Here is a 13893-nt window from a genome sequence, read left to right as displayed (position 1 = left end):
AGCGTCGTCCAGCGGCTTTTGGGCCGTGTCGAGTTTGCGTCCACCTCGTCCATGAGCAAAAACCTACCGTGTTACCACTGCGGGGCAAGGTCGTAATGGTGACGATGTTATTGATTTGCCGCCGACTGTTTGCCCGCAATCCGACGCATCAACGCAGATCAGCCGACCACGTCGGAGAATGCTCGTAGCCACAGATCGCGATCGCTGCCGGGCGCGTCATCAGGGGCCGGTGAAGCCCGCTTGGTTCAGCACATTTTGGCCCATTGGTCCGGTCACCAGGTCGATGAACTTCTGCGCCAGCGCGGGCTGGGACGCATGTTTGAGGACGGCGATCGGATACATGTTGGCCGTGTCAGCAGCCTCGGCGAACTTGACCGTGCTCACTTTGTCACCCGCCTTGTGTGCGTCGGTGACGTAGACCAGCCCGGCGTCCGCGTTGCCGCTGGTGACCTTGGTCAAGACGTCGGACACGGTTGGTTCTTCACTAATCGGATCGATGTGAACACCGGTCTTGTCCTCGATGCGCTGGGTCAACGCTGCGCAGGGCACCGGCTCTCGGCACACCACGACTTTGAGGCCGGGATTGGCGAGGTCGGCGAAGGAATGGATCTGCTTGGGATCGCCTGGTGCTGTGACGATCACCAATGTGTTGGACGCGAAATTGACCGGATCGGTCTCCGTCAAGCCGGCCTTGGCCACGGTGTCCATTTGCGCGCTGTCGCTCGAGGCGAAGACGTCGGCGGGGGCACCCGAGGTCAACCGAGTCGCCAGTTCCGACGAGACCGCGAAGTCGAAATTCACAGTGCTGCCGGGATTGTCGGTTTGAAACTTCCCGGCGAGCAGGGTGAAGGTGGGCTTTAGCGAAGCGGCGGCGAACACCATGATCGATTGAGTCGAGGATGGGCCGTGCGACGCAGACTGGGATGCCGGCGGTGACTTGGGGCCGCACGACAGATTTGTCGCCAGCACCAGACACATCAAGCCGCAAACCAGCGTCCGCACCGTCGTCAGCCGGAATGTCATGGTGCCAAGCGTTGTCCAAACGGTGACCACGCCGTGCCGGATTCAAAGTTTCATCTCTAGCTACCGTCCAGTAACATGTACGGAGATTGACGCCATACACGCTCTGAAATCCCAGGGACCGGCGTTGCGGTGTGCCACCATCGAAGCATCGGATGACCGTTGCTCCAGGCGGAAGCCGCTAGGGCCGACAGCTGGCCGTCACCTGGATTCAGTGTTGAATACGAGGAGGTCATGGCGGTGGATGTGCTGGTCACCGGAGGCGATACCGAACTAGGTCGCGTCGTTGCTGAGGGGTTCCGCGACGCAGGCCATACGATCACGCTGGCCGGGGCACGTCGAGACGATCTCGAGGTTGCCGCCAAAGAACTCGAAGCGGACGCGATCGTCTGCGACACCACCGACCCGGTGAGCCTCGCCGAGGTCCGTGGGCTGTTCCCGCATCACCTCGACATCATCGTCAACGTCCCGGCGCCGCGATGGAACCCTGGTGACCCCCGCGCGTACTCGCTGTCAGATCTGGCCGCCGCATGGCGTAACGCGCTGGACGCCACCGTGCTGTCGGCGGTGCTGACAGTCGACACCGTGGGCGATCACCTGCGCTCCGGCGGGTCGATCATCAGCGTTGTACCGGAGAACCCGCGCGCGGGTAGCGCCGAGGCCGCGATCAAGGCGGCGCTGTCGAACTGGGTCTCGGGCCAGGCGACGGCGTTCGGCACCCGCGGTATCACGGTCAACGCCGTCGCCGCGGGGCGCAGCGCACAGCCCGGGTACGAAGGACTGTCCAGCACCCCGCCGGCTGTTGCCGACGAGGTCGCGCGGTTGGCGCTCTTCCTGACGAGTCCCGCTGCCCGGCATATCACCGGACAGCTTCTGCACGTCAGCCACGGCGCGCTGACGCAATTCGCGTAGCCCGGCGACGATGCGCGCCATGTAGTGGCGCGCGCAGAAGACGGGCAATTCGCCGAGCGCGAACAATTCACCTTGGCACCTCCGCCGCTGGCGGAGGGTCATTAGGGTAGACCGCGTGACTATCCGACTTGGCTTGCAAATTCCCAACTTTTCCTACGGCACCGGCGTCGAGCAGCTCTTCCCCACTGTTATCGCGCAAGCGCGCGAGGCCGAAGCGGCGGGATTCGATTCGGTTTTCGTGATGGACCACTTCTACCAACTGCCGATGCTGGGCTCGCCCGACCAGCCGATGCTCGAGGCGTACACCGCCCTCGGCGCGCTGGCGACCGCAACCGAGCGGGTTCAGTTGGGCGCCTTGGTAACCGGCAACACCTATCGCAACCCGACCCTGCTGGCCAAGGTCATCACCACGCTGGACGTGGCGAGTGCCGGCCGCGCGATTCTCAGCGTTGGCACCGGCTGGTTCGAACTGGAACACCAACAGCTCGGTTTCGAATTCGGCACTTTCACCGAGAGATTCGAGCGAGTGGAGGAGGCGCTGCAAATCCTCGACCCGATGATGAAGGGCAAGCGCTCGACCTTTTCCGGCAAGTGGTACACCACCGAATCGGCGTTGGCCGAACCGCGCTACCGCGACCACATTCCGATCCTGATCGGCGGCAGCGGCGAAAAGAAGACGTTTTCCATCGCCGCGCGCTACGCCGACCACCTCAACGTCATCGCCGGTTTCGACCAGCTGCCGGGCAAGCTCGACGCGCTGGCCAAGCGGTGTGACGAAGCCGGACGCGACCCTTCAACGTTGGAGACCAGCATCCTGCTTACCGTGTTGCTGGACGACAACGCCAAGCCTGACCAAGTTCCGGCAGAGATGAGCCAGCGCATGCTAATGGGTAGCGCCGACTACATCGCCGAACAAATCCAGGCCAAGGTGCTGGACGCCGGCATCGACGGCGTGATCATCAACATGCCGATGTACACGCCCGGTGTCGTCACCGCGGCCGCTGAGGCGCTGCGCCCGCTGGTCGGTCTCTGACCGCCCGGCGAGGCGCGCTAACTCGACTTCTTGCCACCCTTTCGGCCGGCAGCCTTTTTCTGGGAAGTGTTTCCGCCGCTGCCGGGTCCGCTGCTGCGATTGCTTTGGCTACTGCCTGAGCTCTTGCCGCCTCTACTCGACGATCCGGGCGAATTCGAAATCGCGGCGGCCCGGGATTTGCTCATCCCCTTTTTTCGCAGGCCCTCGTATTGCTTGTCGTTCTTGACGCTCGAACCATGATCCTTGGTCACTGTGCCTCCCTGAGCTCGCCTCGTTGAGGTCCGTGTTTCCGAATACCCCATCTCTGGTAGGGAAACACTCGGCTACCAGCGCAGAACATCGCGGCCGAGGCAGCGTGCAGCGGGACTATTCCTGCGGGCCGCCGTGGGGGTGATCACATGGATAAACGTCGATAATGGCAGGTCCGGGCTATACCGTAGAGGTGAATGCCGTCGCCGTCGAGGAGCAAGCCAACCATGAGCGCCCACCCCGAAGCCACTGCACCCGGCCATCGACATCGGGTCGTGGTCATCGGATCCGGATTCGGCGGATTGAATGCGGTCAAAAAGCTCAAACGAGCCGACGTCGACATCAAGTTGATTGCCCGGACCACCCATCACCTGTTTCAGCCGATGCTGTACCAGGTGGCGACCGGCATCGTCGCGGAAGGGGCCATCGCTCCCCCGACGCGGGTGATCCTGCGCGAACAACGCAACGTGCAAGTCCTTTTGGGCGACGTCACGCATATCGACTTGGCCGGCAAGTTCGTGGTCTCGGAGTTGCTCGGCCACACCTACGAAACCCCGTACGACAGCCTGATCATCGCTGCCGGCGCCGGCCAGTCCTACTTCGGCAACGACCACTTCGCGGAGTTCGCGCCCGGCATGAAGTCCGTTGACGACGCGCTGGAACTGCGTGGTCGCATCCTGAGTGCATTCGAACAGGCCGAACGATCCAATGATCCGGAGCGGCGGAAGAAGCTGCTCACCTTCACCGTCGTCGGCGCCGGGCCAACCGGCGTCGAAATGGCCGGACAGATCGCCGAGCTCGCCGATTTCACCTTGAAAGGCGCGTTCCGGCACATCGATTCGACCAAGGCTCGGGTGATCTTGCTGGATGCTGCTCCTGCCGTGCTGCCGCCGATGGGCGAGAAGCTGGGCAAGAAAGCGGCCGCGCGTTTAGAGAAGATGGGCGTCGAGATCCAACTCGGCGCGATGGTGACCGATGTTGACCGCGACGGCATCACGGTCAAGGATTCCGACGGCACCGTCCGGCGTATCGAGTCCGCCTGCAAGGTGTGGTCGGCCGGGGTCTCGGCCAGCCCACTGGGCCGCGATCTGGCCCGCCAGTCGGCGGTCGAACTCGATCGCGCGGGCCGCGTCAAGGTGTTGCCCGACCTGTCCCTGCCCGGCTACCCGAACGTCTTCGTGGTCGGTGACATGGCCGCCGTCGACGGCGTCCCCGGAGTGGCGCAGGGCGCCATCCAGGGCGCCAAATACGCCGCGACCACAATCAAAGCCGAACTGGCCGGCGCCGATCCGGCCGACCGCGAGCCCTTCCAGTACTTCGACAAAGGCTCGATGGCCACGATCTCGCGGTTCTCGGCCGTGGCGAAGATCGGTCCGCTCGAATTCGGCGGGCTGATCGCCTGGTTCGCGTGGCTGCTGCTGCACCTGGTGTACCTGATCGGGTTCAAGAACAAGATCACCACGGTGTTGTCGTGGGCGGTGACATTCCTCAGTGGCCGGCGCGGCCAGCTGACGATCACCGAGCAGCAAGCGTTCGCCCGCACCCGACTCGAGCAGCTGGCGGTGCTGGCTGCCGAGGCACACCACGGCGAGACGACGCCAGCCGCCAGCTAACCGCCAGCCGGGGCTTCGTCCAGGTTCTGCAGTCGCACCTGACCGCGGGCCACCACGCGATCGTCGGAGTCGGTGATGGTGACGACCCATAGTTGCTGACGACGACCCCGATGTAGCGGCGTCGCAGTGCCGTAGACGGTGCCGCTGCCGATGGCACGCAGAAAGTCAGTGTTGTTGTTGACGCCGACGACTGCACCGCCGCCCTGAGCGTTGAACCAGGTCCAAGCGGCCACGCTGGCCATGCTCTCGATCATCGAGCAATAGACACCGCCGTGCACGATGCCCATCGGCTGCAGCAGCTTGGGCTGCACCTCGAGTTGGGCGCGTGCGGCATCGGGACCGAGTTCGGTAAACACCAGGCCGAGCTCGTTATCGAACGGCGCCTCGAAACCCGGTGGGATGACTGAGTCTGGCGATGCCTGCACGCCCTTGTGTTTACACCATCGCCCAACCGGTCGGTCGCGTCGGTGAACGCGGGAGAGCCCCGTGCGCCAGGCACGGGGCTCTCCGATCGAGTAGACCGGGGGGTCGCTGCAGCCCTCAGGACGCCGTCACGGTCATCTATCGCCCGATGCAAGCAGCATAGGCAAGGCTGCCCTAATTTCACAAGGGTACGGCGTCCGCGGCGCCCTTCGATCGCGGACCGGAAGGCCGAAGCCCACCAGAGCATCGAGCACCGCTTGACCTCGACGCATCGCGGACAACTCGTCGGCACCGGCCATCTGTGGCAGCTGGGTCGCGGTAGCCACGACCATCGACCCGACCATGTGCCACATCGCCGTGACCGAAACCGCGCCAGCACTGACCGCATGCAGCTTGGCGAACAGCGGTGCCAGGGCGCGGTGACAGCGGTGTGCAACCCAGGTCGTCAACGCTGCCTCGCTGGGTAGCTGCACCACGCCGTCGCGAAGACAATCACAATCATCTGTGGCGAAGTAGGGGTCGCTGGGCAGCATCCGCAACGTCGGGTCGACCACCCCGGCCCAGTCGATGACGCCATCGGAATCGACGTGCACCCAAAGGTTTTCCAGGCCGGTGTCCCATGCCCGCGCCTCGAGCACCAGCAACGCGACAACCCGCCCGATCACGGTGTGGATCAGCGTCGCCGCCAACTGCCGAGCGGCGCTGCGATGATCCATGTCCAAAGCGGCCGCGTCGAACATGGCCTGCAACCGATCGGTGTGCAGGGCCGACTCGAGCGGCCACCATCGGCGGACGGACACGTCGGCCAGCACTGCGACACCGTGGACCCGCGGGCATTGCGGATACTGTCCGCGCAGCCGCCGGCTGGACTCGTGCAGCGGTAGCACGCGGTCGATCGCCATGGCCGCGATGAGCGGATCGTCGGTCAGAGTCGTCACCCGCACCTCCTTTAATAAGGTTAGCCTAACCATAGCAATAGGCACTGACGGTGTGAAGGCCGTCACACCGGCCGGACTCGGTTGGCCGGCTCAACTGAGCGTTCGGCCGTTGGGAGCTCATCGGCGAAAGACGGGTACGACCGTCGGTAGTAAGCCGGAGTACGCTTACGTCATTGCACAGGAGATGAATGAATATGGCTAAGCTCACGCGTCTGGGCGATCTTGAGCGTGCGGTGATGGACCATCTTTGGTCCGCTCCCCAACCTCAAACAGTGCGGCAGGTGCACGAGGCGCTGTCCATGCGACGCGACCTGGCGTACACGACCGTGATGACAGTGCTGCAACGATTGGCCAAGAAGAACCTGGTCTCCCAAATCCGCGACGACCGCGCGCACCGTTACCTCCCAGTACACGGCCGCGACGAACTCGTCGCGGGTCTGATGGTCGACGCGTTGGATCAGGCCGCCGACTCCGGAAGCCGACAAGCGGCCCTGGTGCATTTCGTCGAACGGGTCGGCGCCGACGAAGCCGAGGCGCTGCGCCGGGCACTTGACGAACTGGAGTCCGGCCACCGCGACGCGTCGTCTGCTGGCGCTCAACCCAAAGGCTAAGGGAGACTGGGCCTGTGTCCGGGCTAGCCTTCACCCTCCTCGCGGTGATGCTGGTCGGCCCGATACCCGCTGTGCTATCGCGGGCAAAGTGGCCGCTGCGCGCCCCGCGCGCGGCGATGGTGCTGTGGCAGGCCGTGGCTGTCGCCGCGGTGCTCTCGGCATTCAGCGCCGGGATCGCGATCGGCAGCCGGCTATTTCTTCCCGGTCCAGACGGGCGGCCAACCGCCACCCCAGTGGCCGCGATCGGCCGGCTCGGCTGGCCGCTGTGGGCGCTGGATGTTGTGGTTTTCGCGCTCACGCTGCTGATCGGTGCCCGATTGGCGATGGCGGTGGTCCGGGTGGCCGTCACCACGCGCCGGCGCCGCGCCCACCACCGCATGCTCGTCGATCTGCTCGGCATAGCGCCGGACGCGATGTCCGCACGGGCCTGCGCCCGCGAGCGTGACCTGCGCGTCCTCGAAGTTGCACAGCCACTGGCCTACTGTCTGCCCGGTGTGCGCAGCCGAGTGGTGGTCAGTGAGGGAACGCTCGACTCCCTCACCGAGACCGAGGTTGCCGCGATACTGAGCCACGAGCGGGCCCATCTGCGCGCCCGTCACGATCTCGTCCTCGAGGCGTTCACCGCTGCGCATGCCGCATTCCCCCGATTCGTCCGCAGCGCAAACGCTTTGGATGCGGTCCAGTTGCTGGTCGAACTGCTGGCCGACGATGCAGCGGTCCGAGCAGCCGGCCGCGCTCCATTGGCCCGCGCCCTGGTGACGTGTGCCTCGGGTCGGACGCCGCGAGGCGCGTTGGCCGCCGGCAGTGCCCACACGCTGTTGCGGGTGCGCCGGCTTTCCGGGAGCGGCAACAGCCTGATGTTGTCGACGGCCGCTTACCTTGCCGCGGCGGCGGTCCTGGTGGTTCCCACGATCGCTCTGGCCATTCCCTGGCTGACTGAACTGCAACGGCTGTTCACCGCCGCCTAACCTGCGGCTGGAGCATCCGCTGGGCTTTGGCGATACTTTGCAGAGGCGGAGAATATCGCTGTGCCACAGTGTTCGGTGCACGGCTTTAAAAGAACGTCACGACCCTGGGAGGCGAATACATGAGCTCGGAATCGAACGCTACTGACGGCACCGCGCAAATCGGAGTCACCGGGCTGGCCGTGATGGGGTCGAACATCGCCAGGAACTTCGCGCACCACGGTTACACCGTTGCGCTGCACAACCGCTCGGTCGCCAAGACCGATGCGTTGCTGAAAGATCATGGCAGCGAAGGCAAATTCGTCCGGTCGGAGACCATCGAGGAGTTTCTCGCCGCGTTGGAAAAGCCGCGCCGGGTGCTGATCATGGTCAAGGCCGGCGACCCCACCGACGCGGTCATCAACGAGCTCGCGGACGCCATGGACGAAGGGGACATCATCATCGACGGCGGCAACGCGCTCTACACCGACACCATCCGCCGTGAGAAGGCGATGCGCGAACGCGGCCTGCATTTCGTCGGCGCCGGCATCTCCGGCGGCGAGGAGGGGGCGCTGAACGGCCCGTCGATCATGCCGGGCGGCCCCGCCGAGTCGTACAAGTCGCTGGGACCGTTGCTGGAGGAGATCTCCGCCCACGTCGACGGCGTGCCGTGCTGCACCCACATCGGGCCCGACGGCGCCGGGCATTTCGTCAAGATGGTGCACAACGGTATCGAGTACTCCGACATGCAGTTGATCGGCGAGGCCTACCAGCTGCTGCGCGACGGGCTGGGCAAGACCGCTGATGAGATCGCCGACGTGTTCGACGAGTGGAACAAGGGCGACCTGGACAGCTTCCTGGTCGAGATCACCGCGCAGGTGCTGCGTCAAAACGACGCCAAGACCGGCAAGCCACTGGTCGACGTGATCCTCGACGAGGCCGAGCAGAAGGGCACCGGGCGCTGGACGGTCAAGTCGGCGCTGGATCTCGGTGTGCCGGTCACCGGTATCGCCGAGGCGGTGTTCGCCCGCGCGCTGTCGGGGTCGGTGACCCAGCGCAAGGCCACCACCGGGCTGGCGTCCGGCCAGTTAGGTGAAAAGCCAAGCGATGCAAAGCAATTCATTGAAGATGTTCGGCAGGGCCTGTACGCGTCGAAGATCATCGCCTACGCCCAGGGCTTCAACCAGATCCAGGCGGGCAGCGCGGAATACGACTGGGGAATCACGCCAGGCGACCTGGCCACCATCTGGCGGGGCGGCTGCATCATCCGGGCGAAGTTCCTCAACCGGATCAAGGAGGCGTTCGACGACGAGGCCGACCTGGCAACGCTGATCGTCGCCCCGTATTTCCGCAGCGCGATCGAATCGGCAATCGATAGTTGGCGTCGCGTCGTGGTGGCCGCCACCGAGCTGGGCATCCCGATCCCGGGCTTTTCCTCGGCCCTGTCCTACTACGACGCGCTGCGCACCGAGCGGCTGCCGGCCGCGCTGACCCAGGGCCTGCGCGACTTCTTCGGCGCGCACACCTACGGGCGCATCGACGAGGACCCCAGCAAGAAGTTCCACACCTTATGGAGTGGGGACCACACCGAAGTGCCGGCCTAGCGGGGCCAAATAAGGGGTACAACCGATACCGATGAAATTTTCCGACGGGCACCGACCCGCATACGACCTGACCTACGACGACGTCTTCATCGTCCCGAATCGTTCGGATGTGGCGTCCCGGTTCGACGTGGATCTGGCTACCCACGACGGCTCCGGCACCACCATCCCGGTGGTGGTGGCCAACATGACAGCGGTCGCGGGGCGGCGGATGGCCGAGACCGTGGCCCGCCGCGGCGGGATAGTGGTGCTGCCGCAAGACCTTCCGATCACCGTGGTGCAGCGCACGGTGGACTTCGTCAAAAGCCGTGACCTGGTTGTCGACACCCCGGTGATACTGGCGCCCGACGATTCGGTGTCCGATGCGCTGGCGCTGATTCACAAACGGGCGCACGGCGCCGCCGTGGTGGCCTTTGAGGGCCGCCCGATCGGGCTGGTCACCGAATCGTGCTGCGACGGTGTCGACCGTTTCGCGCGAGTGCGCGATATCGCGATCACCGACTTCGTCAACGCGCCGGTGGGCACCGAGCCGCGTGAAGTTTTCGATCTTCTCGAGCAGGCTCCCGTCGATGTCGCGGTGCTGACCGGGCCGGACGGCACGCTGGCCGGCGTGCTGACCCGCACCGGGGCGATCCGCGCGGGCATATACACGCCGGCCACCGACACGAAAGGCCGGCTGCGCATCGGCGCAGCGGTCGGCATCAACGGCGACGTGGCCAGCAAAGCCCAGGCGTTGGCCGAGGCCGGCGTCGACCTGCTTGTCGTCGACACCGCGCACGGCCATCAGGTCAAGGCGCTGGATGCCATCAAGTCGATATCGTCGCTGGATCTGCGGGTGCCGCTGGCCGCCGGCAATGTGGTGTCTGCCGAAGGCACTCGCGATCTGATCAGCGCCGGGGCTTCGATCGTCAAGGTCGGAGTCGGCCCGGGCGCGATGTGCACCACCCGGATGATGACCGGCGTCGGTCGGCCGCAATTCTCCGCTGTGCTCGAATGTGCTTCGGCGGCAAAGCAACTCGGCGCGCACGTGTGGGCCGACGGCGGGGTGCGTCACCCGCGGGACGTGGCTTTGGCGCTGGCTGCCGGCGCATCGAACGTGATGATCGGATCGTGGTTCGCCGGCACCTACGAATCCCCCGGCGACCTGATGCGAGACCGCGACGATCAGCCGTACAAGGAGAGCTACGGGATGGCATCCAAACGTGCCGTGGTCGCCCGTACCGCCGCCGACAATGCATTCGAGCGCGCCCGTAAGGCACTGTTCGAGGAAGGCATCTCGACCTCGCGGATGGGGCTCAACCCCGACCGGGGCGGCGTTGAGGATCTGATCGACCACATAACTTCCGGGTTGCGCAGCACGTGCACCTATGTCGGTGCATCGACGCTGGGCGAATTGCATCAGCGGGCCGTGATCGGCGTGCAATCCGCAGCGGGCTTCGCTGAGGGCCATCCGCTGCCGTTCGGCTGGTAGATCCAAACCGGCTTTGGGGGCGTGTCGTCGCGGCAACGGGGGCTAGGGCGGGTTAAGCCTTCGTTACCATAGAAACTCCACGTAGTAATTGAGGGAAAGGGTCTCCGTGCCGCAGGCACCCGGCGAGGCCGTCGGCTTCCGGGCTGAGCGGTCACCGCGGCGCCCACGGTCTGATTGCTCGCAACCGCGGCGGCGCCGATGAACCTCGCTATCACACTGCTCAGCCTGCTGGCCATCGTGCTGCTCACCGCGGGCAACGCGGCGTTCACCGCCGCCGAATTCTCGCTGACGACCCTCGAGCGCAGCACCGTCGAGGCCAACGCGCGCGATGGCGGCCGTCGCGACCGCTTCGTGCGCCGCGCCCACCACACCCTTTCTTTCCAGCTGTCCGGAGCGCAGCTGGGCATCTCGATAACCACGCTGGTCACCGGATATCTCACCGAGCCGCTGGTGGCGAAGCTGCCGCACCCGGCCATGGATGCGCTCGGCGTACCCGACCGGATTGCCGAAGCCGTCATCGCGTTTGTGGCCCTGGTGGTCGTCACGTCGGTGTCCATGGTCTTCGGTGAACTGGTACCCAAGAACCTGGCGGTGGCCCGGCCACTGCCGACCGCCCGCGCCGTCGCGGGCCCGCAGCTGCTGTTCTCGTTCGTGATGACCCTGCCGATCCGGCTGACGAACGGCGCGGCGAACTGGATCCTGCACAAGCTCGGAATCGAGCCCGCACAGGAACTGCGCTCGGCCCGGTCGGTCCAGGAACTGGTTTCGCTGGTCCGCACGTCTGCTCGCAGCGGCGCTCTGGATCCAGCCACAGCGGCGCTACTGCATCGATCACTGCAGTTCGGCACGCTGACAGCCGAGGAGCTGATGACGCCGCGCTCGAAAATCGTTGCGCTGCAAACGGATAACACGGTCGCAGACCTCGTCGCAACAGCCACCGAGAGCGGGTTTTCCCGGTTCCCGATCGTTGATGGCGACCTCGACGAGACCGTCGGCATGGTGCACGTCAAACAGGTCTTCCAAGTTCCAGCCACCGAACGGCGGGACACCTTGCTGACCACCGTCGCGCAGCCGGTGGCGGTGGTGCCCTCAATGCTGGACGGCGACGCCCTGATGGGCGAGATCCGAGCCAACGGATTGCAGACCGCGATGGTTGTCGACGAGTACGGCGGCGTCGCGGGCATGGTGACCGTCGAGGATCTGATCGAAGAAATCGTCGGCGACGTCCGCGACGAGCATGACGACACCACACCGGACGTGATGGCATCCGGCAGTGGTTGGCGGGTCTCCGGGCTGCTGCGCATCGACGAAGTGGCTGCCGCCACGGGTTATCACGCACCAGAGGGTGAATACGAGACGATCGGCGGGCTGGTGCTTCAGCAACTCGGTCGCATTCCCATCGCCGGAGACATGGTGCAGCTCAGCGGATACGAGCCCGACGGCATATCGGATGCGTCGGCAGCTTGGCAGGCCCGGGTGATCCGGATGGACGGCCGCCGCATCGACCTGCTCGAGCTGACCCGGCTGGGAGGCCGTGATTCCGGCGCGGGAAGGGTCCGTTGATGGGCGGCGAGCTGCGCGACTTGCTGGGCGTGTTGGCAATCATCCTGCTGGTGGCCACCAACGCGTTCTTCGTGGGTGCGGAATTCTCGCTGATCTCGGCGCGTCGAGACCGGCTAGAAGCGCTGGCTGAGCAGGGCAGATCCAGCGCGGTCACGGCCATCAGAGCAGGAGAACAGCTGCCCCTGATGTTTGCGGGGGCCCAGCTGGGGATCACCGTGTCGTCCATCTTGCTCGGCCGACTCGGTGAACCCGCCGTCGCCGACCTGCTGCGACGGCCGTTCGAGGCCTTCGGCGGCTCTCCCCTACTGCACACTGCGTCGTTCGTGGTCGCGTTGGCGATAGTGGTGACGCTGCATGTGCTGCTCGGCGAGATGGTCCCGAAGAACATCGCCATCGCCGGCCCGGAGAAGGCGGCGATGCTGCTGATCCCCGCCTACCTGGTGTACGTGCGGACCGTTCGGCCGATCATCACCTTCTACAACCGCTGCACCAGCGCCACCCTGCGGGCGCTGCGGGTGCAACCGCGAGACGAACTCGACGTCACGGTCTCCACTGTGGAGCTGTCCGAGATGATCGCCGAATCGGTGTCGGAAGGCCTTCTGGATCCCGAAGAACACACCCGGCTCACCCGGGCGCTGCAGATTCGCAACCGGCTGGTCGCCGACGTGGCGGTGCCGGTCGCCCAGATTCGCGCGGTGCCGGTGGCCGCGCAGGGTTCCGGGCCCACGGTCGAGGCGGTGGAGAAGGCGTTGGCCGCAACCGGCTACTCCCGGTTCCCGGTCGTCGACGTCGGCCGCAACTTCATCGGCTACCTGCACATCAAGGATGTGTTGTCGCTGGGTGATGATCCGCACGCCGTGGTCGACCTGGCGCGGGTTCGGCCATTGCCGCAAATTCGTGGCTCGCTGTCGGTTCCGGAGGCATTGTCAAGGATGCGGCGCAGCAAGAGTCATTTGGCACTGGTCAGCGGGCAGGACGGGAGTGTGGTCGCGATGGTCGCTCTGGAGGATTTGGTCAGGGATTTGGTCGGTGCGGTGCGGGACGGGATGCAGCGTGTTTGAACTTGGCCAGGAGCAGTGGAAACCGCGCGCCGACGCGTATGCCCGACGCGTCGAGACCTTCGTCGGCCCACACGTCAGGCGGGCCCGGGCCGGCGACGCGCATCCGGTGTGGGACTTTCTGTTCAGCTACTACAACCTGCGGCCGGGGCAGCTGCGCTGCTGGCATCCCGGTTACGGGGTGCGACTCGCCGGCGGCCAAGCCCTCCGTCGCTACCGCGGCCGCCGCGGCTACACCGCCGACGCCGTCGGCGTGACGATCAGCCAAACGTATTTGTGCAGCCGGCTGGATACCGTTTCGTTCGTGGCACGCCTGCTACGGGCGACCGCGCATCGCCCGGCTCGACTGAACTGCTTCGGATTACACGAATGGGCGATGGTGTACCACGACGGCGCCGTCCGGCACGAGCGCGTCCCGCTGCGGTTGGGCGCCGCGGGCACCGACGCCGTCGTCGAG

Annotated in this window: 13 protein-coding genes and 1 pseudogene; 10 read left to right on the top strand and 4 right to left on the bottom strand. The window is 65.5% G+C overall.

Annotated features, from left to right (window positions below):
* Positions 1-219 precede the first annotated feature (219 nt).
* Entirely contained in the window at positions 220-1023 is an 804-nt protein-coding gene (gene modA, locus WB785_RS17420; protein WP_424080559.1) for a molybdate ABC transporter substrate-binding protein, read from the bottom strand.
* Between the two features lie 231 nt (positions 1024-1254).
* Here modA and WB785_RS17415 point away from each other — a divergent pair, with 231 nt between their 5' ends.
* Positions 1255-1932, top strand: coding sequence for an SDR family oxidoreductase (locus tag WB785_RS17415; RefSeq protein WP_424080558.1), 678 nt, complete (start codon positions 1255-1257; stop codon positions 1930-1932).
* Positions 1933-2047: 115 nt separating this feature from the next.
* Positions 2048-2965 carry an LLM class F420-dependent oxidoreductase gene (locus tag WB785_RS17410; protein WP_424080557.1) on the top strand — a complete coding sequence of 306 codons (918 nt, stop codon included), beginning with the start codon at positions 2048-2050 and terminating at the stop codon, positions 2963-2965.
* A gap of 17 nt (positions 2966-2982) precedes the next feature.
* On the opposite strand, the gene WB785_RS17405 is transcribed toward WB785_RS17410, so the two are convergent.
* Positions 2983-3267 (bottom strand): DUF7218 family protein, encoded by a 285-nt coding sequence (locus WB785_RS17405; protein WP_424080556.1) that lies wholly within the window; start codon positions 3265-3267, stop codon positions 2983-2985.
* A gap of 174 nt (positions 3268-3441) precedes the next feature.
* Between WB785_RS17405 and WB785_RS17400 the strand changes: the two genes are divergently transcribed.
* The gene (locus WB785_RS17400; RefSeq protein ID WP_424080555.1) at positions 3442-4827 is read left to right on the top strand and encodes an NAD(P)/FAD-dependent oxidoreductase; all 1386 of its coding nucleotides are present in this window, start codon (positions 3442-3444) and stop codon (positions 4825-4827) included.
* Here WB785_RS17400 and WB785_RS17395 read toward each other — a convergent pair.
* Positions 4824-5252: a PaaI family thioesterase gene (locus tag WB785_RS17395; protein WP_424080554.1), complete on the bottom strand. Its 429-nt coding sequence runs from the start codon at positions 5250-5252 to the stop codon at positions 4824-4826. The genes WB785_RS17400 and WB785_RS17395 overlap by 4 nt on opposite strands.
* Positions 5253-5384: 132 nt before the next feature.
* Positions 5385-6188, bottom strand: coding sequence for an iron reductase (locus WB785_RS17390; RefSeq protein ID WP_424080553.1), 804 nt, complete (start codon positions 6186-6188; stop codon positions 5385-5387).
* Between the two features lie 194 nt (positions 6189-6382).
* Between WB785_RS17390 and WB785_RS17385 the strand changes: the two genes are divergently transcribed.
* From WB785_RS17385 to WB785_RS17355, 7 genes and pseudogenes are all read left to right on the top strand, one after another.
* Entirely contained in the window at positions 6383-6799 is a 417-nt protein-coding gene (locus tag WB785_RS17385) for a BlaI/MecI/CopY family transcriptional regulator (RefSeq protein ID WP_424080552.1), read from the top strand.
* 14 nt (positions 6800-6813) lie between these two features.
* The gene (locus WB785_RS17380; RefSeq protein ID WP_424080551.1) at positions 6814-7767 is read left to right on the top strand and encodes a M56 family metallopeptidase; all 954 of its coding nucleotides are present in this window, start codon (positions 6814-6816) and stop codon (positions 7765-7767) included.
* Between the two features lie 119 nt (positions 7768-7886).
* A complete protein-coding gene (gndA, locus tag WB785_RS17375; protein WP_424080550.1) occupies positions 7887-9347 on the top strand; it encodes an NADP-dependent phosphogluconate dehydrogenase in 1461 nt (486 codons plus the stop codon).
* A gap of 31 nt (positions 9348-9378) precedes the next feature.
* The gene (locus tag WB785_RS17370) at positions 9379-10815 is read left to right on the top strand and encodes a GuaB1 family IMP dehydrogenase-related protein (protein ID WP_424080549.1); all 1437 of its coding nucleotides are present in this window, start codon (positions 9379-9381) and stop codon (positions 10813-10815) included.
* Between the two features lie 198 nt (positions 10816-11013).
* A complete protein-coding gene (locus tag WB785_RS17365) occupies positions 11014-12378 on the top strand; it encodes a hemolysin family protein (protein WP_424080548.1) in 1365 nt (454 codons plus the stop codon).
* On the top strand, positions 12378-13439 hold the full coding sequence (locus tag WB785_RS17360; RefSeq protein WP_424080547.1) for a hemolysin family protein: 1062 nt from the start codon (positions 12378-12380) through the stop codon (positions 13437-13439). The genes WB785_RS17365 and WB785_RS17360 overlap by 1 nt, the downstream gene beginning before the upstream one ends.
* Positions 13432-13893, top strand: a pseudogene (locus WB785_RS17355) (3-methyladenine DNA glycosylase); the annotation flags it as partial. The gene WB785_RS17360 and the pseudogene WB785_RS17355, both read left to right, overlap by 8 nt.

The sequence above is a fragment of the Mycobacterium sp. genome (genome assembly GCF_049585075.1).
Classification (GTDB): Bacteria; Actinomycetota; Actinomycetes; order Mycobacteriales; family Mycobacteriaceae; genus Mycobacterium.
Note: the sequence above shows the minus strand (reverse complement) of the source record. Positions and strands in the feature narration are given on the sequence as shown.